A 24,735-nucleotide genomic window follows, 5' to 3' on the forward strand; every position below is an offset into this window, starting at 1 on the left:
CACCTTTTTCGCACACAGCCGGCGACCGCTGCGGGTTTGACGGCCTTCGCGTCCCGAAACTGTGGGATAAGGCGCGATAGCCCGTCTGCGGTTGTCCCTTACCGTCCGCCGCTTTAGGAACAGACGAGCCAATCAGAAACGACGCGCCCGGAAACGCCCAAAGTCATGCCCGATCAAACCGAAAAACAGACCTTCTCCGACCAAGAAGCCCTGGATTTCCACCGCATCCCGACGCCGGGCAAGATCTCCATGGCGCCGACCAAGCCGATGGCGACCCAGCGCGACCTGTCGCTGGCCTATTCGCCGGGCGTAGCCGTGCCGGTTCTGGCCATCGCCGCCGATGCGGACAAGGCCTACGACTACACCTCGAAGGGCAATCTGGTCGCCGTGATCTCGAACGGCACGGCCATCCTGGGCCTGGGCAATCTGGGCCACATGGCCTCCAAGCCGGTGATGGAAGGCAAGTCGGTCCTGTTTAAGCGGTTCGCCGACGTCGACAGCTTCGACGTCGAGGTGAAGACCACCGATCCGGACGAGTTCATCACGGTCGTCAAGAACATCGGCGACACCTGGGGCGGCATCAATCTGGAGGACATCAAGTCCCCGGAATGTTTCGTCATCGAAAGCGAGCTTCAGGATCTGCTGGACATCCCCGTCTTCCATGACGACCAGCACGGCACGGCCATAATCTCCACCGCCGGCCTGATCAACGCCTGCCATGTCGCCGGCAAGAAGCTGGACGAGGTCAAGGTGGTGCTGGCGGGCGCCGGGGCGGCGGGCCTGTCGTCCATCGCCCTGATGAAGGCCGCGGGCGTCAAGGCCGAGAACACCGTCATCTGCGACCGCGACGGCGTCGTCTATCAGGGCCGCGAACACGGCATGGACCAGTGGAAGGCCGCCCATGCGACCGACACGCCGCTGCGCACTTTGGCCGAGGCCATGGTCGGCGCCGACGTCGTGCTGGGCCTGTCCGCCAAGGGCGCGATCACCAAGGAGATGGTGGCCTCCATGGCCCCCAATCCGATCATCTTCGCCATGGCCAACCCCGATCCCGAGATCACGCCCGAAGACGTCCAGTCGGTGCGTTCGGACGCCATCATCGCCACAGGCCGCTCGGACTATGTCAACCAGGTCAACAACGTCCTGGCCTTCCCCTATCTGTTCCGCGGTGCGCTGGACGTGCGCGCGCGGCGCGTGAACCACGAGATGAAGATCGCCTGCGCCCAGGCCCTGGCCGCCCTGGCGCGCGAGGACGTGCCGGACGAGGTCGCCGCCGCCTATCGCGGGCGCAAGCTGAAGTTCGGACCGGACTACATCATTCCGACGCCGTTCGATCCGCGCCTGATCTGGTACATCCCGCCCTTCATCGCCCAGGCGGCGATGGATACCGGCGTGGCGCGCGTCCAGATCGAGGACATGGACGCCTATCGCAACGCCCTGCGCTCGCGCGTCGATCCCTCCGCCGCCCTGATGCAGAAGATCAGCTCGGCCGTGCGCGGCGGGCCCAACAAGCGCGTCGTCTTCGCCGAGGGCGAAGAACCCGCCGTCATCCGCGCCGCCTGGGGCTTCAAACAGGCCGACCTGGGCACGCCGCTTCTGGTCGGGCGCGAAGATCTGATCCGTCAGAACGCCGCCGAGGCGGGTCTGAACTTCGACGACCTGGGCATCGAGATCATCAACGCCCGCGTCTCGGACCACAATGTCGAGGACACCGACTGGCTGTACGAAAAGCTGCAGCGCCGGGGCTATCTGCGCCGCGACGTGCAGCGGATGATCAACCAGGACCGCAACTATTTCGCCGCCACCCTGGTCGCCAAGGGCCGGGCCGACGCCATGGTCGCGGGCGTGACCCGCAACTTCAACATGGCGCTGAAGGAGGTCCAGCGCGTGCTGGACGTCGAGGACACCCTGATCGGCCTGTCGATCCTGCTGGCCAAGGGCCGGACCCTGTTCGTCGCCGACACCACCATCCACGAACTGCCCAACGCCGAGGAACTGGCCGACATCGCCGTCAAGGCGGCCGAGACGGTGCGCAGGCTGGGCCGCAATCCGCGCGTGGCCTTCCTGTCCTATTCCACCTTCGGCAACCCGCCCGGCGACCGCGCCGAAAAGGTGCGCGAGGCGATCCGCATCCTGGACAAGAAGGGCGTCGATTTCGAATACGAGGGCGAAATGCCGCCCGAAGTCGCCCTGGATCCCAAGGGTCACTCGGCCTACGCCTTCAACCGCCTGACCAAGCCCGCCAATATCCTGGTCATGCCCGCCATCCATTCGGCCGCCATCTCGACCAAACTGGTCCAGGCCCTGGGCGGCGCGACCGTGATCGGCCCGCTGCTGGTCGGTCTGGAGAAGCCGGTGCAGATCGTGTCCCTGGGCGCCTCCGTTTCGGAGATCATCACCGCCGCCACCTTCGCCGCCTATGACGCCGGTCCCGCCTTTCAGGGGTCGGGTCTGACCTCGGCGCCGCGCCCGCCGGCGGCCGTAGTCGAGCGTTGAGCGAACTTTCGCCCTTTCCACCCGCCGCCCCGCCGCCCCGGCGGGTGGAGTCGGGCCTGTATCTGGTCGCCACCCCGATCGGGAACCTGCGCGACATGACGCTGAGGGCGCTGGACGTACTGGCCGCCGCCGACCTGGTGCTGGCCGAGGACACCCGCGTCACCGCCAAACTGCTGTCGGCCTATGGGCTGAAGGCGAAGCTGGAACGCTGCGACGACCATGCGTCCGGGCGCGCCGCCGAACAGGCCATCGAACGCCTGCGCGACGGTCAGGTCGTGGCCCTGGTGTCGGACGCGGGCACGCCCCTGGTCAGCGATCCCGGCTTCGTCGTCGCCCGCGCGGTGATCGCCGAGGGCTTGCCCGTCCACCCCATCCCCGGCCCGTCCAGCCTGCTGGCGGCCCTGTGCATCGCCGGCCTGCCCGCCGACCGGGTGCTGTTCGCCGGCTTCCTGCCGCCCAAGACGGCGGGTCGCACCGCCGCGCTGGAAGGCCTGAAGGGCCAGCGCCAGACCTTGGTCTTCTTCGAAAGCGGGCCGCGCCTGAAGGACAGCCTGACCGACATGGCCGCCGTGTTGGGTCCGCGCCCCGCCGCCGTCGCCCGCGAACTGACCAAACTCTATGAAGAGTGCGTGCGCGGGACGCTGGACAAGCTGTCGGTCGATCCGCGCCTGGACGGTCCCAAGGGCGAGATCGTCGTGGTCGTCGGCCCCGGCGAAGAGGCCCAGGCGACCGAAGCCGATGCGGACGCCGCCCTGATCGACGCCCTGCAGACCCTGTCGACCGGCGACGCCGCCTCGGAGGTCGCCAAGGCCCTGGGGCTGAACCGCAAGACCCTCTATCGCCGCGCGCTGGAGCTGAAGGGCAAGTGAACCCGCGTCTGCCTCGGCCCGCGCCGGTCCGTCGCCCCAAGGCGGCCTGGCGTCAGGCGAAGGGCGGGGCGGCGTTCAAGGCCGGTCACGCCGCCGAATGGATCGCGGCGCTTTGGCTGATGCTGCGCGGCTATCGGGTGCTGGGCTTTCGGCTCAAGAGCCGGGCTGGCGAGATCGACCTTCTGGTCTGTCGCGGGCGTGTGCTGGCCGTGGTCGAGGTCAAGCGCCGCGCCACGATGGAGGCGGCGATGCTGGCGCTGAAACCCGACCAGCACGACCGGCTGATCGCAGCAGGCGAGGCGATCCGGCGCAATCGGCCGGGCCTGCAACGTCTTGATTTGAGAATTGATATGGTGGCGCTGGCTCCCTGGCGCGTTCCACGTCATCTTCGCGGCGTCGAAAGGCGCTGACGAGGGGATCGCATGACGCGCGAGGAGGCCGAGGCCATCCTGACCGCGGCCGGTCAGGCCGAGGACGACGCCTTCCCCCTGCTGGAGGCTGCGATCGCCTGCGCCATCCACGACCAGCCCTTGCGCGATGCCGAGCCTGTGCGCGCCCTCGCCCGCAACGCCTGCGCGCGGCTGAAGGAACGGATCGGCGGCGAAGGCCCCGACGAGGCCCTGTCCGAGACCCTGTGCGCGGACCTTCGGCTGAACGGCGACCTGATCCATTTCGATCATCCCGGAAACACCGACATCATCGCGGTGGCCGAGCGGCGGCGCGGCCTGTCCGCCGCCCTGGCCGTCTTCTATCTGCATGCGGCGCGGGAGGCGGGGATCACGGCGGCGGGCGTGGACTTCCCTGGCCATTTCATGATCCGTGTCGAGACGCCGGAAGGGCCGGTGGCCCTGGACCCGTTTAGCCAGGGCCGGCTCATCCTGCCCAGCGAACTGACCCGCCGCGCCCTGCGTGCTGGGCTGATGCCGCACGTCGCGGATCGGCTGGATATCCTTATGGCGCCGGTGACGGATCGACAGTCGTTGATCCGGCTGCAGAACGTGCTGTTCAGCCGCGCCATTCGGGGCCGGGACTATGAGGCCGCAGAACGCTCGGCCCTGCGCCGCGCCCTGCTGGACCCCGAAGACCACCGGCCCTGGCTCGACGTCGCCTCGGCGCGCGAGAAACAGGGGGCGCTGGCCGGCTCGTTACAGGCCCTGTCCCGCGCCCACGGTCTGGACGGGGTCGAGGAGGCGCGGCGGTTCACGACGTTCGAACGCGTGCGGATGCAGTTGAATTGATACCTCTCCCTCCCCGGACGGGGAGGGAGAGGCGCTCAGACGGCCTCGCCGCGCAGCAGCCGAGGCAGGTCGCCCGTCGCGCCGCCGGCCTCCTGCATGAAGGCCCGGCGCAACGGCCCGATCCGGTTGACCGCCGCCATGCCCAGGTCGCGCGCCAGACGCACCGGCGCGATGTCGTTGGAAAACAGCCGCACGAAGGCGTCGAAGCCCGCCGCCAGGGCCGCATTGTCGAACCGCCGCCAACGGGCGTAGCGTTCCAGCACCGTCTCGGCGCCCAGGTCTTCGCCCAGGCGCGCAGCCTCGGCCAGCACCTCGGCCAGGGCGGCGGCGTCCTTCAGCCCCATATTCAGCCCCTGGCCCGCGACGGGGTGAACCCCGTGCGCCGCATCTCCGATCAGAGCGATGCGCGGGGCGACCAGTTTCTCGGCCAGGCTGAGCGCCAGCGGATAGACGAAGCGCGGCCCCTCGACCGTCGCGCTTGATTGCTCAGGCGTGGCCAGAAACTCGCCGAACCGGCGCATCAGATGGGCGTGGAAGGCCTCATCCGACGCGTCGCGCAGGGCCTCGCCCCGCCGCGTCGTCTCGGTCCAGACCAGGCTGGCGCGCTGATCCGTCAGGGGCAGGATAGCGAAGGGGCCGCTGGGCAGGAAATATTCGTGGGCGACATTGCCGTGGTCGCGGCCCAGCCGGACCGTGGCCACCACCCCGCTCTGGCCATAGCCCCAGCCGACGGTCTCGATCCCGGCGGCGCGGCGCACGGTCGAGCCCCGGCCCTCGGCGCCGACGACCAGCGGGGCGATCAGCGTCGATCCGTCCGCCAGGGTCACGGTCGCCTTGCCCACATCGGTCTCGACCCTGGCGACGGTCGCTGGCGCCCGCACCTCGATCCCCGCGCGCGTCACGGCCTCGGCAAGCGCCACGCGGATGCGACGGTTCTCCACCATGTATCCCAGCGGCTCGCCCCCGGTGCGACCGCCGATCTCGTCGGCGTCGAAGCGCAGGAAAGCCGGCGAAGCCTTGCGGCTGGCGGCGCCCGGCCGACGACCATCCGTCACCAGAATGTGGTCCATCCGGCAGGCGTGGGGACGCAAGGTCTCTCCCAGACCCAGGGCGTCCAGCATGCGGAAGGTGGAAAAGGCCACGGCCGTCGAACGCCCGTCGAACGTCGGCGCCATCTGGGCGCTGAACGGCTGGGGGTCGACCATGACGACCTTCAACCCGCCCTGCGCCGCCGCCAGGGCGAACGCCGCCCCGGTCAGCCCCGCGCCGGCGATGACGATGTCGTAACGTTCGGTGTCGGCCATGACAGGCTTGTCGCGCCGCAGACGCCAAAGGTCCAGAGGGCGAAACGCCCACACAGTCTCCTCCCCATTTCATGGGGAGCTGGCGCGGCGCGGCTTCGCGTCGTGACGGAGGGGTTCTTTGCCGCATCGCAGATGTCTGTGGGGCTTCAAGAACCCCTCCGCCGCTTCGCGGTCCCCCTCCCCGCTTCGCGGGGAGGAGACAAACGCCGTCCCAAGGCCAAGCTGGTAAATGCGCTCTTAACCCTGAGGGTGCGACAAGGGCGGCCGAACGTCAGCCGCCCGGAAGGTCACGCCTTTCATGTCCACCGCCCTCGCCATCAGCCGTCAGGCCTGGATCAGCGCCCGCATCCTGTGGGACGCGCCCTTTGTGGTGCGGTTCAGGGGTGTGCTTCAGGCCTTGCTTGCGACCTTGCTGCTGGTCGCCCTGGTGTCGTGGAATCCGGCGGACGCCAGCCTGAATGCGGCCTCCAGCCTGCCGACCACCAACTGGCTGGGGGCGAACGGCGCCCTGTTCGCCGATCTGTTCATGCAGTCGCTGGGCCTCGCCGCCTGGCCCGCCGCCCTGTTGCTGGTCGCCTTCGGCCTGGCGCGCGCCGTGGGCGATGCGATCCAGCAGCGCCTGAAGCCCTCGCCGCTGAAAGCCTTCGCCGCGACCGGCGGGGTGCTGTTGCTTTCCAGCGCCTTAGCCGCTCTGGCCGCGCCCGCCGCCTGGCCGTTGGCGGCCGGTCTCGGCGGTCTGTGGGGCGATGCGGTCACGGGCCTGGCGGCGCGCGGGATCGGCGCTTTGCATATTCCTGGCGGGCGGATCATCGCCGGCGTCATCTTCCTGATCGCCGGGCTGTGGCTGGTCGGTTTCGCCATCGGCCTGCGCGCCATGGACTTCATCGACGCCCTGCATTGGGGCAAGTCTCTGCGCCCGGCCGCCGCTCCTCGCCCTGCGGCCCAGCCTGCTCGCGAAAAGGCGCCGGCCAAGGCCCGCACGCCCCGCGCCGCGCCCCCGCCGGAGGAGGCTTTGCAAGCCGCGCCCGCAGATGCGCCGCAGACCGCCTATGACGACCTGCCGCCTTGGGAGGACGACGCCGTCCAGCCCGCGCCGCGCCCGTCGGCCGCTCGCCCTGTCGAGCCGCGCGTCGCCGCGGTCAAGGCGCCCAAGGCCCGCAAGGACGACGTGGACCAGCAGGCGTTCGACTTCGTGCGGCCCGAGGGCGATTTCGACCTGCCGCCGCTGGGCATACTGACCAAGCCCCCCCAGCGCGTGGGTGCGGTCGACGAGGATTCGCTGAAGCAGAACGCCAAGATGCTGGAAGGCGTCTTGCAGGAGTTCGGCGTGCGCGGCGTGATCGATCAGATCCGCCCCGGCCCGGTCGTCACCCTGTACGAACTGGTCCCCGCGCCCGGCGTGAAACACGGCCGCGTGGTGGCCTTGGCCGACGACATCGCGCGGTCGATGTCGGCCCGCGCCTGCCGGATTTCGGTGGTCCAGGGGCGCAACGCCATCGGCATCGAACTGCCCAACGCCAAGCGCGAGACCGTCTATCTGCGCGACCTGCTGTCCAGCGCCGAATATGACAAGAAGGGGCACCTGCTGCCCCTGGCCCTGGGCGAGACCATCGGCGGCGAGCCCTATGTCGCCGACCTGGCGCGCATGCCCCACCTCTTGATCGCGGGCACCACCGGCTCGGGCAAGTCGGTCGGGGTCAACGCCATGATCCTGTCGATCCTGTATCGCCACAGCCCGGCCGAATGCCGCTTCATCATGATCGACCCCAAGATGCTGGAGCTGTCGGTCTATGACGGCATCCCGCACCTGCTGGCCCCGGTCGTCACCGATCCCAAGAAGGCCGTCGTGGCCCTGAAATGGACGGTGCGCGAGATGGAGGATCGCTATCGCCGCATGTCCAAACTGGGCGTGCGCAATATCGCCAGCTACAACGAACGCGCCCGCGAGGCCCAGGCCAAGGGCGAGCATTTCGAACGCACGGTCCAGACCGGTTTCGACGACCAGGGCCGTCCGGTCTATGAGTCCGAAAAGATCCGGCCCGAGCCCCTGCCCTTCCTGGTCGTGGTCATGGACGAGATGGCCGACCTTATGCTGGTCGCCGGCAAGGACGTCGAGGGCGCCGTGCAGCGCCTGGCCCAGATGGCCCGCGCCGCCGGCATCCACCTAATCATGGCGACGCAACGCCCGTCGGTCGACGTCATCACCGGCACCATCAAGGCAAACTTCCCGACCCGGATTTCCTTCCAGGTCACGTCCAAGATCGACAGCCGCACCATCCTGGGCGAGCAGGGCGGCGAACAGCTGCTGGGCCAGGGCGACATGCTCTATATGGCCGGCGGCGGGCGCATCACCCGCCTGCACGGCCCGTTCGTCGACGACAAGGAGGTCGAAGACGTCTGCAAGCACCTGAAGGCCCAGGCCGAGCCCGACTATCTGGACCTGATCACCGACGAGCCGGACGGCGACGCGGACGGCGCTGTGGATGAAGGCGGCGGCGGCGGATCTGGCGACGACCTCTATGACCGCGCGGTCGCCGTGGTCACCCGAGACCGCAAGGCCTCCACCAGCTACGTCCAGCGCCGGCTCCAGATCGGCTACAACCGCGCCGCCTCCCTGATCGAGCGGATGGAGCAGGAAGGCGTGGTCAGCCCCGCCAACCACGCCGGCAAGCGCGATGTCCTGGCCGGCCCGCCGCCGATGGTGTGAGAACACCCGTCTCCTCCCTGCTTTGCGGGGAGGTGGCGCGGCGCGGCTTCGCGCCGTGACGGAGGGGTTCTGCGAACCATCACAGGTGCCTGTGGGACTTCAAGAACCCCTCCACCGCTTCGCGGTCCCCCTCCCCATCGAGATGGGGAGGAGACGCCATGCAACCGTCCTCCCCAATGTCCGTTCTCCACCCCGCTATCTCTCCCAAGCTTCAGCATTTCGATGAACAGGGCTTCATCGCAGCGCCGGAATATGGTCAGGCTCGCGTCATTCCGACGCCAAGCCGACCGGGCAAGACGGCAGGATCGACAACCATCCCGAACGGGAGACGGACTTCATGACCTCCAAGACGCTCGCCATCGCTCCGACCGACCTTCAGCGCCGCAGCCTGCTGCTGGGCGCAGGACTTCTGACCGGGATCGCCGCGCTGGGCGTGTTCGACGCCGCGCAGGCTCAATCCAACCTGTCGGCGGCCGACCGCGTGGTAGTTCAGCAGGCGCAAGGCTATCTGCAGGCCCTGACCTCGGCGCAAGGCACGTTTACCGAGACGGGCCCCAACGGCCAGAGCCGTCAGGGGCGGTTCTATCTGCAGCGTCCCGGCAAGATGCGGTTCGAATACACCAACCCGGCCGGGCTGCTGGTGGTGTCGGACGGCTATAACGTCAAACGCTACGATCCCCGCCTCAACACCTTCCAGCAGGTGCCGCTGGGCCGTACGCCCCTGTCCACCTTCCTGGCGCGCAACGTCCGGCTGGACCAAGGCGTCCGCATCGAGCGCGTGACGCGGATGGCGTCCGGCGCCTTCGCCATCACGGCGCGCGATTCCGGCCGTCCGAACGACGGTCAGGTGATCCTGGCCTTTGCGGGCAATCCGATGCGCCTGCAGGAATGGACCATCACCGATCCGCAAGGGGCGCGCACCCGCACCCAGCTGACGTCGCTGCAACCGGCGTCGAACCTTTCGGCGCGACTGTTCCAGCTGAGCGACCCGACGCGTCGCCCCGGCCGAAACTAAAAGGCCTGGGGGGCGGGTGACCATTCCTCAACCCCTGTTCCCCTAGACTGGCCGCATGAGCGCGACCGCCCCGCCATCCGGCGCCCCATCGCTGAAATGGATCGCGGCGGTCGGGCTGGGCGCGTTCGCTCTATTCATGCTGGGCGCAGTCGTGGTCGAGCCCGCGCTGCATCGGGTGATCGAACCGTCTGGCGCGCCATCCGGCGCACCCGCGCCCCGACCCGTTTCCGGTCAGGTCGAGATCGGCGAAGCGGTCCTGGCCGGGCGCTACGCCACGGCGGGATCGACGCTGGCGCTGGAAGTGAACGGTGGCGCCCTCACGACGAACACAGGCGGTCGCATGACATCCGCGCCACATCGGCTTGTGCAGGCGGACCAATCGGCCAGCGCATCCTCCATCTTCGCAGACGCCATGACCGTGCCGCCAGAGGCGCAGATCGAAATCCGTCGCGTGACATCCGACGAGGACACCCGATTGTGCGCCGGACATCCCGTAGGCTGGCTGGCGCTGGCGGTGAGGCGCGACGGCTTCGTCATGATGCCGGTCCGACAGGGGCCGCCGCCCGGCGCCCTGACGCCCGACGATCGGCTGTGCGCGGTTCTGGACCTGAGCCGATGATGCGAGGGCTGTTGCTGGCCGCCCTGTTCGGGGCGGTCGCGGCGCTTCTGACCTGGACGAAACCGGGCGATGCGACCCCAACCGGCGCCCCGGACACCCTTGTCGTTGAGGTGCTCGACAATGGGTTCCACACCGATCTGGCCGTGCCGCGCGAGGCGCTGGTGCGACGCGGCGGCCCTCTGGCGCGCGCCGTCGCGGGGCTGGCGCCCGGCGACTGGATCCTGATCGGCTGGGGCGATGCGCGGTTCTATGTGGACCGCAGCCCGATCGCCGATCGGCTGCCTGACGGCGCCCGCGCCTTCTTGCGGCCCGGCAATCCTTCCGTCGTCATGCTGGATCCCGTGACTGCCGATCCGCGTATCAGCTATGGCGAGGACAGCGCAGCCCTGACCCTGACGCAGGCCCGGTTCCACCGCCTGGCCGCGCGCGTGGAGGCGTCGCTGGACCTGTCGGACGGCGCGCCTCGCATCGCCACGGCGCGTCCCGGCGACGATGCGCGCTTCTTCGCCAGTCGCGAGACCTTCTCCATCCTGCATCTGTGCAACCACTGGACGGCGGACGTGCTGAACGCCGGCGGGGTTCCTGTCCGCCCGGTCCAGTCGATCACCTCGGCCGAGGTGATGCGGTCGGTGCGGGCGGCAGAACGGGAGCGAAAACTGGACAGGAGCCCGTCGCGAGACTAGACCGCCCGACTTTCGCTTATCCGGCCGGGTCCGAGCCCCGGCGGGCGAACAAGAAGGAGAGGCCGATGGCCCACAAGCAACATACCCGCAATTCCTCCAGCGCCAGCCCGGCAGGAAAAGCGCCCAGCCAGCGCCAGCTGCGCGCCGGCGAGCTGATCCGTCACGCCCTGGTCGACATCCTGCGCGAAGAAGACATCCGCGACGAAGCCCTGGCCGACGTGTCAATCACCGTGACCGAGGTGCGCCTGTCGCCGGACCTGAAGCACGCCACCTGTTTCGTCGAACCCCTGGGCGCCGGCGTCGAGGCCGCCGCGACCAACGGCCATGAGAGCGAGATCATCAAGGCCCTGAACGTCCACGCCAAGTTCATCCGCGGCCAGCTGGGTCGTCGCCTGGACATGAAGTTCACGCCCGACCTGAAGTTCCGCCACGACGAGAGCTTCGGCGCCGCCAACCACATGGACAAGCTGTTCGCCGATCCGCGCATCCAGGCCGACCTGGCGGCCCGCGACGACGAAGGGGACGACGCCCAGTGATCCTCCCCCGTCCTTCACGGGGGAGGGGGACCGCGCGCAGCGTGGTGGAGGGGGCGACCCCAGACACCGGCCTTGCGTCCGCCCCCTCCACCGCTTCGCGGTCCCCCTCCCCCGCTGCGCGGTGGAGGATTTAGATGGGCCGTCGCAAGAAGGGCGACGTCGTCGACGGCTGGGTCTGCCTGGACAAGCCGTTCGAGATGGGGTCGACCGAGGCGGTCAGCCGCATCCGACGCCTGTTCAACGCGCAGAAGGCCGGTCACGCCGGGACACTGGACCCGCTGGCCAGCGGCATCCTGCCCATCGCCCTGGGCGAGGCGACCAAGACCGTGCCGATGATGATGGAGGCGCAGAAGGTCTATCGCTTCACCATCAACTGGGGCGTCTCGACCGACAGCGTGGACCGTGAGGGCGAGATCATCGGCCGCTCCGACGTGCGGCCCACGGTCGAGGCGGTGAAGGCGGCGCTGCCCGCCTTCGTCGGCGAGATCGACCAGACCCCGCCCCGCTTCTCGGCGATCAAGGTGGACGGCGCCCGCGCCTATGACCTGGCCCGCGACGGGTTGGAGTTCGAGCTTCAGGCCCGCCGCGTGACCATCCATTCGGCCGAGGTCAGCGATGCGCCGGACGCCGATCATGTCGAACTGACCATCCGAACCGGCAAGGGCGTCTATGTCCGCTCGCTGGCGCGCGACCTGGCTGTCGTGCTGGGCGCCGAGGGTCATGTGTCGGCTCTGCGGCGTGAGCAGGTCGGGCCGTTCAGCACGCAAAACGCCGTCACTCTGGATTCTCTGGAGGAAATGGTGCATAGGGGCGCCGCCTCGGAAGGCTTGCTTGCCGTTGCGACCGCCCTGGACGACATCCCGGAGCTGGCCGTGACGGAACAGGACGCCTTCTCGCTTCGGCAGGGACGCCCGATCGTTCTGCTCCCCCGTCAGGTGGAAACCCTAAAGGATCGTCTTCGCGACGGTTCGCGCACGGTTTCAGCCTTTCAGGGCCAGACCCTCGTCGCACTCTGTCAGTTGCGGGCCGGCCGGTTAGAACCCGACCGCGTTTTCAATCTTTCCTGATCGCCTGATCAGGGGACTCCAACCCGGCCTCAAGTAGCGCGAAAGCGCGGTAGGCCATCAAGGGAGACTTTCGATGTCGGTTACTGCTGAACGCAAGCACGAGATCATCGCCGATAACGCCCGCACCGCTGGCGACACCGGCTCGGCCGAGGTTCAGGTCGCGATCCTGTCGGAACGCATCGCCAATCTCACCGAACACTTCAAGACCCACAAGAAGGACAACCACTCGCGTCGTGGCCTTCTGAAGATGGTGTCGCAACGTCGCCGCCTGCTCGACCACCTCACCAAGGTCGACGCCGATCGCTACCAAGCGCTCATCGCCAAGCTGGGCCTGCGCCGCTAAGGCGTCGGATCAGTGTAGAATACGCTTTCGAGGCGCGGACGGTCACGTCCGCGCCTCGTTGTGCGACTAGAGACGACCTGTGCGCCGCAGGACTTACGGCGCAGTTGCGAGGGCCATGCCGGTCCTCTCCCGGTCGATCGCGATGGCGCGGCGACCTCTGGATCGAAGGACTGAACGCCGACGCATCCGCCCCATGATGGGACCCCGCGCGGAATACGCCGCCCGGGATACGAAAGACGAAATATGTTCGATATCAAACGCAAGACGATCGACTGGGCCGGACGCCCGCTGACCCTGGAAACGGGCCGCATCGCCCGCCAGGCCGACGGCGCCGTGCTGGCGACCTACGGCGAGACCGTGGTTCTGGCCACCGTCGTCTATGGACGCCAGCCCAAGCCGGGCCTGGATTTCTTCCCCCTGACGGTCAACTACCAGGAAAAGACCTTCGCCGCCGGCAAGATCCCGGGTGGTTACTTCAAGCGTGAAGGCCGTCCGACCGAGAAGGAAACCCTGGTTTCCCGCCTGATCGACCGTCCGATCCGCCCGCTGTTCGTCAAGGGCTTCAAGAACGAGACCCAGGTCGTCGTGACCGTGCTGCAGCACGACATGGAGAACGACCCGGACATCGTCGGCCTGGTCGCCGCCTCGGCCGCCCTGACCATCTCGGGCGTGCCCTTCATGGGCCCCATCGGCGCCGCGCGCGTCGGCCTGATCGACGGCGAGCTGGTGCTGAACCCGCACATCGACCTGATCGCGACCTCTGACCTCGACCTGGTGGTCGCCGGCACCCAGGACGCCCTGATGATGGTCGAATCCGAAGCCAAGGAGCTGTCGGAAGAGAAGATGCTCGAAGCCCTGATGTTCGCGCACGCGGGCATGCAGCCGGTGATCGACGCCATCATCGAACTGGCCGAACACGCCGCCAAGGAGCCCTTCGACTTCCAGGCCGAAGATCATTCGGACGTGGTCGCCTCGATCAAGTCTCTGGTCGGCGAGGACATCAAGGCCGCCTATACGCACCCCGGCAAATACGACCGTCGCTCGGGCGTCGACGCGGCCAAGAAGACCGCCGCCGCCAAGCTGGTGAAGACCGACGAGAACCCTGACGGCGTCGACGGCTCCAAGTTCTCGGCCGCCTTCAAGGAATGCGAAGCCGAGGTTCTGCGTCGCGACATCATCGAGAACGCGCACCGCGTCGACGGCCGCGCCCTCGACAAGGTCCGCGCCATCGTGTCGGAAGTCGGCGTCCTGCCGCGCACCCACGGTTCGGCCCTGTTCACGCGTGGGGAAACCCAGGCCCTGGTCGTCGCCACGCTGGGCACCGGCGAGGACGAACAGTATATCGACAGCCTGTCGGGCACCTACAAAGAGAGCTTCCTGCTGCACTATAACTTCCCTCCCTATTCGGTGGGTGAAGCGGGCCGCATGGGTTCGCCCGGCCGTCGCGAAATCGGTCACGGCAAGCTGGCCTGGCGCGCGGTTCGTCCGATGCTGCCGTCGAAGGAAGACTTCCCCTACACCATCCGTCTGGTCTCCGAGATCACCGAGTCGAACGGCTCGTCCTCGATGGCCACGGTCTGCGGCGCCTCGCTGGCTCTGATGGACGCGGGCGTTCCGCTGATCCGTCCGGTCTCGGGCATCGCCATGGGCCTGATCCTGGAGCCGTCGGGCGAGTTCGCCATCCTGTCGGACATCCTGGGTGACGAAGATCACCTGGGCGACATGGACTTCAAGGTCGCCGGCACGTCGGAAGGCATCACCAGCCTTCAGATGGACATCAAGGTCGCCGGCATCACCAAGGAGATCATGAAGCAGGCTCTGACGCAGGCCTCGGCCGGTCGCCTCCACATCCTGGACGAGATGTCCAAGGCCATGGACGCGCCGCGCACCGAACTGGGCGAGCACGCTCCCAAGATCGAAACGGTCAAGATCCCGGTCGACAAGATCCGTGAAGTGATCGGTTCGGGCGGCAAGGTCATCCGCGAGATCGTCGAGAAGACCGGCGCCAAGATCGACATCGGCGATGACGGCACCATCAAGGTCGCCGCCAACGACCAGGAGAAGATCGACGCCGCCAAGGCCTGGATCCAGTCCATCGCCTCGGAGCCGGAAGTCGGCACCATCTACTCCGGCAAGGTCGTGAAGGTCGTCGATTTCGGCGCCTTCGTGAACTTCTTCGGCGCCAAGGACGGCCTGGTCCACGTGTCCCAGATCGCTCTGGAACGCGTCGCCAACCCGGCCGACGTCCTGTCGGAAGGCCAAGAGGTCAAGGTCAAGTTCCTGGGCTTCGACGATCGCGGCAAGACCAAGCTGTCGATGAAGATCGTCGATCAGACCACGGGTGAGGACCTGACCGACAAGATCAACGCCGAACGCGCCGAGCGTGGCGAAGAGCCTCTGTCGGACGACACCGGCGGCCGTCCCAAGCGCGAAGGCGGCGGTGATCGCGGTGGCGATCGCGGACGTCGTCGTCGCGACTAAGCGACCGCGTATCCAAGACTGATGAGGCCCGGCGGAGCGATCCGCCGGGCCTTTTCTTTGGCCGCGCTATGCAGAGATCGGGGGCCTGTCTGGAATTTCACTTGCCGCGCCCGCGCCTGCGGTCTCCATTGCCGCATCCAATTTCGAGGGGCCGTTCCATGTTCGATCGTCGTCGTCTTCTTCAGTCCGCCGCGCTGGGCGCCGGCCTCGTCGCCGTGGGCGGCCCCGCCTTCGCCCGACAGGCCGCGCCGCAAGGCGACGCCGCCGCCCAGCTGAAGACCTTCATGGATGCGGCGTTCGAGCAGACGCTGGACAAGAGCCCCGAGGTCGTCACCATGTTCGGCCTGGACAAGGGCGACCGCGCCGCCGCCAAGTCCAAACTGACCGCGCCCACACGCGCAGAGGAAGACGATCAGCGCGCCTTCACGCGCCGCCAGCGCGCCGAACTGTCCCGGATTGACCGCACCAAACTGGATGCGCGCAACGCCAACTATTACGACAGCCTGGCGCAGAACCTGGACGGGGTGATCGCCACCTACGACATCCCCTATGGCCAGGGCGGATGGCCCAATCCGTACCGGGTCAGCCAGCAGGGCGGCGCCTATCAATCCACCCCAGACTTCCTGGCCAACCAGCACACCATCGAGACGGCTGCGGACGCCGACGCCTATGTGGCGCGGGTCAACGCCTTCGCCGACGTGCTGCTGGCCGAGACGGACCGGGTGAAGGAGGAATATGCGCTCGGCGTCATTCCGCCCGACTTCATCCTGGCCAAGGCGATCCGCCAGCAGGACGGCTTCCTGGCGACCCCGGCGGCGACCTCGCCCCTGGTGCAGTCGGTCGTCGATCGCGCGCGCGCCAAGGGGCTGACCGGCGACTGGGGCGCCCAGGTCGAGCGGCTGGTGACCGAGCGGGTCTATCCGGCTCTCGCCGCCCAGAACGCGGTGCTGAAGGCCGCCCAGCCGAACGCCGTGCACGAGGCCTCGGTCCGTCGTCTGCCGCAAGGCGAGCAGTACTACGCCAACAGCCTGCACTACATCACCACGACGCGGCTGACGGCCGACGAAATCCACCGCACCGGCGTCGAACAGATGGCCGATCTGACGGCGCGCGCCGATGTGCTGCTGAAGGCGCAAGGGCTGACGCAGGGCTCGGTCGCCGAACGGATCAAGGCCCTGGGGGACGATCCCAAATACGTCTACGCCAACACCGACGCCGGCAAGGCCGAGCTGATCGACAAGCTGAACGCCCAGATGGCCGACATGCAGGCGCGCCTGCCGAACGCTTTCGGCCGCTTGCCCAAGGCCAAGGTCGAGATCAAGCGCGTCCCGCCCGAAATCGAGGCCGGCGCGCCCATGGGCTACTACAACTCGCCCAGCCTGGATGGGACGCGGCCCGGCATCTACTGGATCAATCTGAAGGACACGGCGGAATGGCCGTCCTGGACCCTGCCGACCCTGACCTATCACGAGGCTGCGCCGGGCCATCACCTCCAGATCAGCCTGCAGCAGGAGAGCGAGTCCGCGCCCCTGCTGATGAACCTGCTGGGCTTCTCCAGCTATGTCGAGGGCTGGGGCCTTTACGCCGAACAGCTGGCCGACGAGATGGGCGCCTATGAGAACGATCCGGCAGGACAGATCGGTTACATTCAATCGTTGATGTTCCGCGCCGCCCGCCTGGTGGTCGACACCGGCATCCACTCCAAGGGCTGGAGCCGCGAACAGGGCATCCGCTACATGATGGAGGCCTATGGCGATCAGGAGGGCGCGGCGACGTCCGAGGTCGAACGCTATTGCGGCTGGCCGGGCCAGGCCTGCGCCTACAAGGTCGGGCACAACGAATGGGTCCGCCTGCGCGAGAAGGCCAAGACGACCCTGGGGTCGAATTTCGATATCAAGGGCTTCCACGACACGGCCCTGGCCGCCGGCGGCGTGCCGCTGTCGGTGCTGGAGCGGATCGTGGACGGCTGGGTCGCGACCCAGGCGTGACCCACAGACCGTGGCGGGCCATAGTCGCAGACAAGCAGGGATGCGCCCGCGCGGCGCTCCCGTCACCGGAGTTCAACGCATGATCGATCGTCGCCGCCTTCTGCTGACCGCCGCCGCCACAGCCGCAGTCGCGCCCTCTCTGGCCCAGGCCCAAGCCGCCGCGACCGATACGGACGGACGGTTGAACAGCCTGCTGGACGGTTGGTTCGAGGCGGATATCGACGAAAGCCCGGAGCGCGCCACCAACCTGGGCCTGGACCGCGGCGCGCGGGCGGGGCTGTCGTCGAAACTCAGCGAGGCGGGACCGGACGCCATCCGCAAGGACCGGCAAAAGGCCGTGGACCGCTGGGATCAGCTGAGCGGCTTCGATCAGGCCGGCCTGTCGCCGGCCGGGGCGCTGAACTACGCCATCGCCGCCTTCGGGGCGGAGACGGCGGCGCAGACGGCGCGCTTCGACTATGGGGCGGGGCCGGGTCGGCCGTCGCCCTATATCGTGACCCAGCTGTCGGGCGCCTATTTCAGCACGCCGGACTTCCTGGACAACCAGCACCGGATCGAGGACGCGGCGGGGGCAGACGCCTTCCTGTCGCGGCTGGAAGCCTTTTCGGGCGTCCTGGAGGGCGAGACGGCCAAGGTCCAGGAAGACGCCGCTCTGGGCGTGATCCCGCCGGACTTCATCATTGATCGCATGTTGCCGCAGATCCGCACCCTGCGCGACACGCCCGCCGCCGACATGGCCATGCTGAAGTCGCTGGCGCGCAAGGCCGGCGGGCTGAACCTGACCGGATATGACGCCCGCGCCGCCGCCATCGTGGACCAGAAGATCAAACCGGCACTAAGCGCCCAGATCGCGGCGCTGGAGGCGTTACGCCCCCGCGCGACCCATGACGCCGGCGTCTGGCGCCTGCCGGACGGCGAGGCCTTCTATGCGGCCGGACTGAAGGCCAATACGACCACCACACTGTCGGCCAAGGATATCCACGCCCTGGGCCGCGAACAGGTCGCCGAGATCAGCGCCGAGATCGACGCCATCCTGAAGGCCCAGGGCTATACGCAAGGGACCGTCGGCGAACGCATCCAGGCCCTGAACAAGGAGCCGGCCCAACTGTTCGCCAATACGGATGCCGGCAAGGCCGAGCTGCTGGCCTGGTTGAACCAGCTGGTCGCCGATCTGGAGCCGAAACTGCCACAGGTGTTCGGCCGCCTGCCCAGGTCCCACGTCGAGGTCCGGCGCGTGCCCGTCTCGATCCAGTCGGGCGCGCCGGGCGGCTATTACCAGGGACCGCCGCTGGATGGGTCGCGACCGGGCGCCTATTACATCAACCTGCGCGACAGCGGGAACTGGCCGCGTTTCGCCCTGCCGACCCTGACCTATCACGAGGCGTCGCCGGGGCATCACCTGCAGGTGGCGCTTCAGCGCGAGTCCGGCGCGCTGCCGCAATGGCGTCGCGCGGGCGGCTTCTCGGCCTATAACGAAGGCTGGGCCCTGTACGCCGAGGCGGTGGCGGCCAACGACCTGGACGTCTATGCGGCCGATCCGCTGGGCCGGGTCGGCTTCCTGATGTCCTATCTGTTCCGGGCCGTGCGGCTGGTGGTGGACACCGGCCTGCATTCCGAGCGCTGGAGCCGCGAACAGGCGGTCGAATATATGGCCGCCTCGGGCGCCAAGCCGCTGGATGCGTCGAACAGCGAGATCAACCGCTACTGTGTCTGGCCCGGCCAGGCCTGTTCCTACAAGGTCGGGCACACCGTCATCGCCCGCCTGCGCGAACAGGCGGAGGCCAAGCCCGGATTCGACCTGCGCGCCTTCCACGACAAGGTGCTGGAGAACGGCTCCCTGCCGCTGGCGGTGCTGGAGCGGATCGTGGGTGAAAAAGCCTAGTCGGCGACGGTCAGGCCGTCGGCCTTGCGCAGGCGGTTGTGGATGTCGGTCGCGGCGACGGCGGCCTCTGCGGTCGCCACGGCGATCTGGTTGAGGCCGCGCACCACGTCGCCCGCGGCGTAAAGACCTGGCACGCTGGTCGTCTGGTGCAGATCGACCTCCAGCCGGCCGTCGCCGGACAGGCGGGCGCCCAGGCCCTGGGCCAGTTCGGCGTTTGGCGACGTGCCCAGCGCCGAATAGACCAGGTCGAAGGCGCGGGTCTGACCGCCCCAGGTCAGGGCGGTCACGCGGTCCTGTTCCAGCTCCACGGCCTCCAGCGGCACCAGGATCAGTTCGACGCCCAGCCTGTCCAGCTCGTCGCGGCGCGAGAGGGCGTCGGCCGGGCCGATGTGGATCAGCGTCACCCGGTCGGAATAGGTGCGCATGAAGGCGGCTTCGCGCGCGCCCTTGTCGCTGTGGCCGATGACGGCGACCGCCTTGTCCGTGGCTTCATAGCCGTCGCAGATGGGGCAGACGCGGACCAGCGACCGTTGCACGGCGCGTTCGACGCCCGGCAGGTCGGGATGATGGTCGACGACGCCGGTCGCCAGCAGCACGGCGCGGGCGCGAATGGCGCGGCCGTCCACCTGGGCGACGAAGCCGTCGCCGTCGCGAGCCAGGGTCTCGACCCGGCCGGGCATGACGACCGCCCCATATTCCTCGGCCTGTTCGCGCATCCGCTTCAGGATGTCCGAGCCGCCGATGCCGGCGGGAAAGCCCGGCATATTGTGGCTGACGGGGATCCAGCAGGCGCGCGGTTCGCCCGCGTCCACCACCAGGGTCCGCCTGCGGAAGCGGCCGAGATAGGTCGCCGCCGTCAGACCGGCCGGACCCGCGCCGATGATCAGGACCTCCGGGTCGTTCACTGCGCGCGCCAGGCGACGGGCCACAGGTCGGATCGCACGCCCGCGCATTGGCCCATCGTGCTCTCCATCGTCAGGACGAAGCGGTCGCCGGTCCAGGCCCAGGTCTGGGCCGACCCGCAGTCGCCGATGCCGCGTCCCTTGGCGAAGGCCGACAGGGTGCGGGTCTTGGGATCATAGGCCCCGTTGACGGTGGAGTTGTCGGCCATGACCGGATCCGCGCCGGGACCGGCCGTTCCGGCAAGGATCGCAGGGCGGGCATCGCGACCGCCCGGTCCCGTCAGATACCAGTTGTGGGTGACGTTATAGGCCCCCGCACCACAGGGCACGCCCCAAAGCTCGGTGCGGGCGTCCAGCCGGGCGGACATGACCATGTCGCTGATCGCCGGCATGGCGGATTCCTTCAGGCAGTTTCCGACCTCGGTGCGGGTGCGAAGGGCGGCGGGGACGGTCTGGTTCACGTCGCCGAAGCCCGCCTGATCCACGGCCGGGGCGCGAGTGACCGTCGGCAGGGGCGGGGCGACCGGAACGGCGGAGGCGGGACGGTCGCTGCGGCGGATCAGGGCCGTGGTGGTGTTCAGGCGACCCTGTTTCTCGTCGATCCACAGCAGGGCGGCGGCGGCCCCGTGCAGGGAGACGTCCTGGGTCGAGGCGCCGCGAATGGTCATGACCTTGCCCTGAGCCATGGCGTCGATCGCAGCGCGGGCATTGGGGCGGATTTCGCCGATGGGAGCCTCGGCCTCGCCCTCATCGCTGAGCGCCGCCGGATAGGCGCGACCGTCGATCGTCAGCGCGATCTGGCCGGGGCCCTTGGCGTCGCCGTCAGGCCAATAGCCGAACAGGATCTGGGGCTGGGCGTCGGGGCCGGGCGCCAGGGTGATGCGCACCCAGCCGGCGGCGAACTCGGGCGCGAAGCCGAACGCCCAGCAGGTTCCGTCGTTGCCGCAGGTCGCGCTCCAGTCGCGGAACTGCTTGGTCTCGCTGCGGATCTGAAGCACGGGCGCCGCGGTGGCAGCGGTGGCGGTCGCAGGCATGGCGGCCTGGGCCGCGCCGGGCGTTTTGGCGGCGTCCTGGTCGCCGCAACCGGCGACGGCGAAAGCGGCCAGGGCCAGGACGGAAAGCGCGACGCCGCGACACAGGGTCTTCATGCCTTTTTCAACTCCGACGGCTTGTGCGCCGCGCGCGCGCCGGTCTTGGCGCTCTCGACGATATACTCGGGATTGTCAGGCGAAGCTGCGACCTTGTGGCCCTTGATGTGCGTTTCGGAGGTGACCTTCTTGACGACCTTGCCGGTCGTCGCGCCCTGGCTGTGGTCCCACTTTACGCGGTCGCCGGCCTTGAACGTCTTGTCGGGCATGGCTGCGCTCCCTGCTGTGTCGCTTCCTGTTCAGCGATCAGCCTGCGCATCAGTTCCGCATCGATCACGGGCGGGACTTCGCAGAAGGTGACGATCCACCGATCGACCAGATCACGTTCCTCCTTCGTCATTCCATCGTCCGTCGCCGCCCTTGGGCCAAGGAGAAGCCCAGACCCGCCAAAGGGTTCAGCGTGGCGTCGAGGTTTTTTTCCGGGCGGGGTTAACGGACGGCGGGGTTTGCGTGGGCGCGCGGCCCCGCTATATCCCCGCCACGACATTCCTTCCCTACAGTCACAGGCGGACCGCACGCATGGCCAAGATCAAGGTCGAAAACCCCATCGTCGACATCGACGGCGACGAAATGACCCGCATCATCTGGCAGATGATCAAGGACAAGCTGGTCTTCCCGTTCCTGGATCTCGAACTGGACTACTACGACCTGGGCATGGAGCACCGCGACGCCACCGACGACCAGGTGACGATCGACGCCGCCCACGCGATCCAGAAGCACGGCGTCGGCGTCAAGTGCGCCACCATCACGCCTGACGAAGCACGCGTCGCCGAGTTCGGCCTGAAGAAGATGTGGAAGTCGCCGAACGGCACCATCCGCAACATCCTGGGCGGCGTGGTCTTCCGCGAGCCGATCATCTGCTCGAACGTGCCGCGCCTGGTTCCGGGCTGGACCCAGCCGATCGTCGTCGGCCGCCACGCCTTCGGCGACCAGTACAAGGCCACCGACTTCCTGATGCCCGGCCCCGGCACCCTGACGATCAAGTTCGTCGGTGAAGACGGCGCCGTGATCGAGCACGAAGTCTACAAGGCGCCCGGCGCTGGCGTGGCCATGGCCATGTACAACCAGGACGACTCGATCCGCGAGTTCGCCCACGCCTCGTTCGCCTATGGCCTGCAGCGCAACTATCCGGTCTATCTGTCGACCAAGAACACGATCCTGAAAGCGTACGACGGCCGCTTCAAGGACCTGTTCCAGGAAGTGTTCGACGCCCATTACGCCGCCGAGTTCAAGGCGCGCGGCCTGACCTACGAGCACCGCCTGATCGACGACATGGTCGCGGCGGCCATGAAGTGGTCCGGCGGCTTCGTCTGGGCGTGCAAGAACTATGACGGCGACGTCCAGTCGGACGTGGTCGCCCAGGGCTTCGGCTCGCTGGGCCTGATGACCTCGGTCCTGATGACGCCGGACGGCAAGGTGCTGGAGACCGAGGCCGCGCACGGCACCGTGACCCGCCACTATCGCCAGCACCAGAAGGGCGAGGCCACCTCGACCAACTCGATCGCCTCGATCTTCGCCTGGACCCGCGGCTTCAAGCACCGCGCCAAGCTGGACGACAATGCCGCCCTGGCGACCTTCGCCGACACCCTGGAAAAGGTGGTCGTGGACACCGTCGAGAGCGGCCATATGACCAAGGACCTGGCGCTGCTGGTCGGCGATCAACAGGGCTGGCTGACCACCGAAGGCTTCCTCGACAAGGTCGCCGAGAACCTGAAGACCGCCCTGCCGGACGTCGGCTGAGGATAAGGGGAGCCGGAAACGTCGCGAGGCGTCCGGCCCCCTCCACCGCTTCGCGCTCCCCCTCCCCCGATGGGGGAGGAATGTCCTCAAGTAGCCCGAAGAGCGATAGGACAAACAAGAATGAGGCCCCGTCGGAGCGATCCGGCGGGGCTTTTCGTTGTGTGATCGGCCGGGGCGTGCATGATCGGCGATAATGAGGAAGCGGTCGTGAAGCGTCTGTTCGGAAATCTGGTGCTGGCGGCGGTCGTGGCGGCGGTGCTGTCCTTCTTCGCCGCGCCCGCCGTGGCCTTCTTCGCCATTCGGTCGGCGGCCGAGGCGAACGATGTGGCGGGGTTGGCGCGGTTGATCGACTTCAACGCCGTGCGCCAGTCGCTGCGGCCGCAACTGGCGGGACGGCCCGAGGCGATGGCGCCCGCGCCGTCGTTCCTGGAAGACCCCATCGGCGCCTTCCGGCGTCAGATCGAGCAGAACCCGATCCTGCGCCAGCCGGACGTCGACGCCTATCTGACGCCGGCGGCCCTGACGGCCCTGCTACGCGGCGAAGGCCGGTACGCCATCCAGAGGACGACGGCGGGCGTGGCGCATGCGTCGGCCCAGGCGCGCAAGCCCTGGCCCAGTCCGGCCTACTGGAGCGTCAACCGGGCGCGGATGGCGGTGACGGACCAGGGTGGATCGCGCACCCTGTTCACCTTCGAGCGGCGCGGGCCGTTCGAGTGGAAGCTGGTCCATATCGGACTGCCCGACGGGACCGCGCCGGCCGTGACGGTGACGCCCCGCCCGTAACGCAACCGGGCGGTCGGGCGCCGCGTTGGCTTTTCAAGGAGACTGAATGAACCGCAAGATCGTCACCGGAGCCCTGATCGTCGTCGTCGTCGGCGTGGTCGTCGCCCTGTTCGCCTCGCCCTTCGTCGCCGCCCAGGCCCTGGTGCGGGCGGCGCGGACGGGGGATGCGGCGGGGCTGGAACGGCAGGTGGATTTCCCGGCCTTTCGCGCCAGCCTGAAGAGCGAGCTGAACGCGCGGGCGGCGCTGGAAATCCGCAGCCGGACCAAGGGGGATCGCGGTCTGGCGGCGCTGGGGATGCTGCTGGCCCCGTCATTGGTCGAAGGCGCAGTCGACAACTTCGTCACGCCCCAAGGCGTCGCCGCCATGGTGCGTTCAGGCGAGACGCCCGAGCCGGAACGGCCGGTGCCCGCCGACGACACGCCGGCTGTGGACAAGGACAATATCCATCAATCCTGGGCCTATCGCGGGATCAACACCTTCGCCGTGACCCTGACGCGCGACGACCGGCCGGACGACGCCCTGGTGCTGATCATGGAGCGCCGCACGCCGTTTACGTGGAAGCTGGCGGGGGTGGACCTGACGCCCGATCCGATGGGCTGAGACGGTCGAGGAGCAAAAAACACCGTCTGAAGTGTCTAATCTGTCTGATTGGACGGGGCGGCGCCGATCAAAAATTGAGTGCAATCGGTGCACTTTTGTCCTGGATGAGCGTCCTCCTCTATGACCGGCGGAGATTATACGCGCGGTTTGGAGGGCGGGCAGGAAGCGGACGCTGCGGCGGCTTAAGCCGCTGAAGAGTAAGACCCCTAGTCTCGACAATAGGACGGGTTGCCCTCTCCCAGTGGGAGAGGGATTGAGCGCACGAGAGCGACAGCGATCGTCCTTGCGTGACCCGAAGGGCGGCGCGAAGCAGCCAATGGGTGAGGATCGGGT

General features: G+C 68.1%; 21 protein-coding genes. 17 read left to right on the plus strand and 4 right to left on the minus strand.

The annotated features are described in order from the left end of the window. Positions 1 to 165 precede the first annotated feature (165 nt). From ACP69V_RS02650 to ACP69V_RS02665, 4 genes are read left to right on the plus strand one after another with little or no spacing between them, the layout of a single operon-like run. On the plus strand, positions 166 to 2,496 hold the full coding sequence (locus tag ACP69V_RS02650) for an NADP-dependent malic enzyme (RefSeq protein WP_426022512.1): 2,331 nt from the start codon (positions 166 to 168) through the stop codon (positions 2,494 to 2,496). Further along, positions 2,493 to 3,365 carry a 16S rRNA (cytidine(1402)-2'-O)-methyltransferase gene (gene rsmI / locus ACP69V_RS02655; protein ID WP_426022513.1) on the plus strand — a complete coding sequence of 291 codons (873 nt, stop codon included), beginning with the start codon at positions 2,493 to 2,495 and terminating at the stop codon, positions 3,363 to 3,365. Before ACP69V_RS02650 ends, rsmI begins: the two co-directional genes overlap by 4 nt. Then, a complete protein-coding gene (locus ACP69V_RS02660) occupies positions 3,362 to 3,775 on the plus strand; it encodes a YraN family protein (protein WP_426019370.1) in 414 nt (137 codons plus the stop codon). The genes rsmI and ACP69V_RS02660 overlap by 4 nt, the downstream gene beginning before the upstream one ends. Positions 3,776 to 3,787: 12 nt before the next feature. After that, positions 3,788 to 4,603, plus strand: coding sequence for a SirB1 family protein (locus ACP69V_RS02665; protein WP_426022514.1), 816 nt, complete (start codon positions 3,788 to 3,790; stop codon positions 4,601 to 4,603). A 35-nt stretch (positions 4,604 to 4,638) separates the two neighbouring features. On the opposite strand, the gene ACP69V_RS02670 is transcribed toward ACP69V_RS02665, so the two are convergent. Continuing rightward, a complete protein-coding gene (locus ACP69V_RS02670; RefSeq protein ID WP_426022515.1) occupies positions 4,639 to 5,907 on the minus strand; it encodes a UbiH/UbiF/VisC/COQ6 family ubiquinone biosynthesis hydroxylase in 1,269 nt (422 codons plus the stop codon). A gap of 298 nt (positions 5,908 to 6,205) precedes the next feature. Here ACP69V_RS02670 and ACP69V_RS02675 point away from each other — a divergent pair, with 298 nt between their 5' ends. From ACP69V_RS02675 to ACP69V_RS02720, 10 genes are all read left to right on the plus strand, one after another. Next, positions 6,206 to 8,614, plus strand: coding sequence for a DNA translocase FtsK 4TM domain-containing protein (locus tag ACP69V_RS02675; RefSeq protein WP_426022516.1), 2,409 nt, complete (start codon positions 6,206 to 6,208; stop codon positions 8,612 to 8,614). A gap of 337 nt (positions 8,615 to 8,951) precedes the next feature. Further along, the gene (locus ACP69V_RS02680; protein ID WP_426022517.1) at positions 8,952 to 9,629 is read left to right on the plus strand and encodes a LolA family protein; all 678 of its coding nucleotides are present in this window, start codon (positions 8,952 to 8,954) and stop codon (positions 9,627 to 9,629) included. Positions 9,630 to 9,684: 55 nt separating this feature from the next. Beyond that, the gene (locus ACP69V_RS02685) at positions 9,685 to 10,248 is read left to right on the plus strand and encodes a hypothetical protein (RefSeq protein ID WP_426022518.1); all 564 of its coding nucleotides are present in this window, start codon (positions 9,685 to 9,687) and stop codon (positions 10,246 to 10,248) included. Beyond that, positions 10,245 to 10,931, plus strand: coding sequence for a DUF2459 domain-containing protein (locus ACP69V_RS02690; protein ID WP_426022519.1), 687 nt, complete (start codon positions 10,245 to 10,247; stop codon positions 10,929 to 10,931). Before ACP69V_RS02685 ends, ACP69V_RS02690 begins: the two co-directional genes overlap by 4 nt. 65 nt (positions 10,932 to 10,996) lie before the next feature. Further along, positions 10,997 to 11,467, plus strand: a complete 471-nt coding sequence (gene rbfA / locus ACP69V_RS02695) for a 30S ribosome-binding factor RbfA (RefSeq protein WP_426022521.1) — start codon at positions 10,997 to 10,999, stop codon at positions 11,465 to 11,467. Between the two features lie 134 nt (positions 11,468 to 11,601). After that, positions 11,602 to 12,534 carry a tRNA pseudouridine(55) synthase TruB gene (gene truB, locus ACP69V_RS02700; protein WP_426022522.1) on the plus strand — a complete coding sequence of 311 codons (933 nt, stop codon included), beginning with the start codon at positions 11,602 to 11,604 and terminating at the stop codon, positions 12,532 to 12,534. A 73-nt stretch (positions 12,535 to 12,607) separates the two neighbouring features. Further along, a complete protein-coding gene (rpsO, locus tag ACP69V_RS02705) occupies positions 12,608 to 12,877 on the plus strand; it encodes a 30S ribosomal protein S15 (protein WP_135194257.1) in 270 nt (89 codons plus the stop codon). 243 nt (positions 12,878 to 13,120) lie between these two features. Beyond that, positions 13,121 to 15,358: a polyribonucleotide nucleotidyltransferase gene (gene pnp / locus ACP69V_RS02710; protein WP_426022523.1), complete on the plus strand. Its 2,238-nt coding sequence runs from the start codon at positions 13,121 to 13,123 to the stop codon at positions 15,356 to 15,358. Positions 15,359 to 15,516: 158 nt separating this feature from the next. Next, positions 15,517 to 17,346 carry a DUF885 domain-containing protein gene (locus ACP69V_RS02715; protein WP_426022524.1) on the plus strand — a complete coding sequence of 610 codons (1,830 nt, stop codon included), beginning with the start codon at positions 15,517 to 15,519 and terminating at the stop codon, positions 17,344 to 17,346. A gap of 79 nt (positions 17,347 to 17,425) precedes the next feature. Beyond that, complete coding sequence (locus tag ACP69V_RS02720) at positions 17,426 to 19,228, plus strand: DUF885 domain-containing protein (protein ID WP_426022525.1); 1,803 nt, start codon at positions 17,426 to 17,428, stop codon at positions 19,226 to 19,228. On the opposite strand, the gene ACP69V_RS02725 is transcribed toward ACP69V_RS02720, so the two are convergent. Genes ACP69V_RS02725 through ACP69V_RS02735 form a run of 3 tightly spaced genes read right to left on the minus strand, consistent with a single transcriptional unit; the run spans position 19,225 to position 21,487 of the window. Continuing rightward, the gene (locus ACP69V_RS02725; RefSeq protein ID WP_426022526.1) at positions 19,225 to 20,157 is read right to left on the minus strand and encodes an NAD(P)/FAD-dependent oxidoreductase; all 933 of its coding nucleotides are present in this window, start codon (positions 20,155 to 20,157) and stop codon (positions 19,225 to 19,227) included. The genes ACP69V_RS02720 and ACP69V_RS02725 overlap by 4 nt on opposite strands. After that, positions 20,130 to 21,278 carry a DUF1176 domain-containing protein gene (locus tag ACP69V_RS02730; RefSeq protein ID WP_426022527.1) on the minus strand — a complete coding sequence of 383 codons (1,149 nt, stop codon included), beginning with the start codon at positions 21,276 to 21,278 and terminating at the stop codon, positions 20,130 to 20,132. The genes ACP69V_RS02725 and ACP69V_RS02730 overlap by 28 nt, the downstream gene beginning before the upstream one ends. Then, positions 21,275 to 21,487: a DUF2945 domain-containing protein gene (locus ACP69V_RS02735; RefSeq protein WP_426022528.1), complete on the minus strand. Its 213-nt coding sequence runs from the start codon at positions 21,485 to 21,487 to the stop codon at positions 21,275 to 21,277. The genes ACP69V_RS02730 and ACP69V_RS02735 overlap by 4 nt, the downstream gene beginning before the upstream one ends. A 310-nt stretch (positions 21,488 to 21,797) precedes the next feature. Here ACP69V_RS02735 and ACP69V_RS02740 point away from each other — a divergent pair, with 310 nt between their 5' ends. The 3 genes from ACP69V_RS02740 to ACP69V_RS02750 all read left to right on the plus strand — a co-directional run bounded on the left by ACP69V_RS02740 (position 21,798) and on the right by ACP69V_RS02750 (position 24,402). Then, a complete protein-coding gene (locus ACP69V_RS02740; protein WP_135194264.1) occupies positions 21,798 to 23,018 on the plus strand; it encodes an NADP-dependent isocitrate dehydrogenase in 1,221 nt (406 codons plus the stop codon). Between the two features lie 207 nt (positions 23,019 to 23,225). Then, positions 23,226 to 23,801 (plus strand): DUF2939 domain-containing protein, encoded by a 576-nt coding sequence (locus ACP69V_RS02745; protein WP_426022529.1) that lies wholly within the window; start codon positions 23,226 to 23,228, stop codon positions 23,799 to 23,801. Positions 23,802 to 23,847: 46 nt separating this feature from the next. Next, a complete protein-coding gene (locus ACP69V_RS02750; RefSeq protein ID WP_426022530.1) occupies positions 23,848 to 24,402 on the plus strand; it encodes a DUF2939 domain-containing protein in 555 nt (184 codons plus the stop codon). Positions 24,403 to 24,735: the final 333 nt, after the last annotated feature.

This window comes from Brevundimonas sp. PWP3-1b1, assembly GCF_049896065.1.
GTDB lineage: Bacteria > Pseudomonadota > Alphaproteobacteria > Caulobacterales > Caulobacteraceae > Brevundimonas > Brevundimonas intermedia_B.

What these genes read in the sequence shown, in the direction of transcription:
- ACP69V_RS02650 (WP_426022512.1), top strand. Translation starts at nt 166, where the DNA reads ATGCCCGATCAAACCGAAAAACAGACCTTCTCCGACCAAGAAGCCCTG.
- ACP69V_RS02665 (WP_426022514.1), top strand. Translation starts at nt 3,788, where the DNA reads ATGACGCGCGAGGAGGCCGAGGCCATCCTGACCGCGGCCGGTCAGGCC.
- ACP69V_RS02670 (WP_426022515.1), bottom strand. Translation starts at nt 5,907, where the DNA reads ATGGCCGACACCGAACGTTACGACATCGTCATCGCCGGCGCGGGGCTG.
- ACP69V_RS02675 (WP_426022516.1), top strand. Translation starts at nt 6,206, where the DNA reads ATGTCCACCGCCCTCGCCATCAGCCGTCAGGCCTGGATCAGCGCCCGC.
- ACP69V_RS02680 (WP_426022517.1), top strand. Translation starts at nt 8,952, where the DNA reads ATGACCTCCAAGACGCTCGCCATCGCTCCGACCGACCTTCAGCGCCGC.
- ACP69V_RS02685 (WP_426022518.1), top strand. Translation starts at nt 9,685, where the DNA reads ATGAGCGCGACCGCCCCGCCATCCGGCGCCCCATCGCTGAAATGGATC.
- ACP69V_RS02690 (WP_426022519.1), top strand. Translation starts at nt 10,245, where the DNA reads ATGATGCGAGGGCTGTTGCTGGCCGCCCTGTTCGGGGCGGTCGCGGCG.
- rbfA (WP_426022521.1), top strand. Translation starts at nt 10,997, where the DNA reads ATGGCCCACAAGCAACATACCCGCAATTCCTCCAGCGCCAGCCCGGCA.
- truB (WP_426022522.1), top strand. Translation starts at nt 11,602, where the DNA reads ATGGGCCGTCGCAAGAAGGGCGACGTCGTCGACGGCTGGGTCTGCCTG.
- rpsO (WP_135194257.1), top strand. Translation starts at nt 12,608, where the DNA reads ATGTCGGTTACTGCTGAACGCAAGCACGAGATCATCGCCGATAACGCC.
- pnp (WP_426022523.1), top strand. Translation starts at nt 13,121, where the DNA reads ATGTTCGATATCAAACGCAAGACGATCGACTGGGCCGGACGCCCGCTG.
- ACP69V_RS02715 (WP_426022524.1), top strand. Translation starts at nt 15,517, where the DNA reads ATGTTCGATCGTCGTCGTCTTCTTCAGTCCGCCGCGCTGGGCGCCGGC.
- ACP69V_RS02720 (WP_426022525.1), top strand. Translation starts at nt 17,426, where the DNA reads ATGATCGATCGTCGCCGCCTTCTGCTGACCGCCGCCGCCACAGCCGCA.
- ACP69V_RS02730 (WP_426022527.1), bottom strand. Translation starts at nt 21,278, where the DNA reads ATGAAGACCCTGTGTCGCGGCGTCGCGCTTTCCGTCCTGGCCCTGGCC.
- ACP69V_RS02735 (WP_426022528.1), bottom strand. Translation starts at nt 21,487, where the DNA reads ATGCCCGACAAGACGTTCAAGGCCGGCGACCGCGTAAAGTGGGACCAC.
- ACP69V_RS02740 (WP_135194264.1), top strand. Translation starts at nt 21,798, where the DNA reads ATGGCCAAGATCAAGGTCGAAAACCCCATCGTCGACATCGACGGCGAC.
- ACP69V_RS02750 (WP_426022530.1), top strand. Translation starts at nt 23,848, where the DNA reads ATGAACCGCAAGATCGTCACCGGAGCCCTGATCGTCGTCGTCGTCGGC.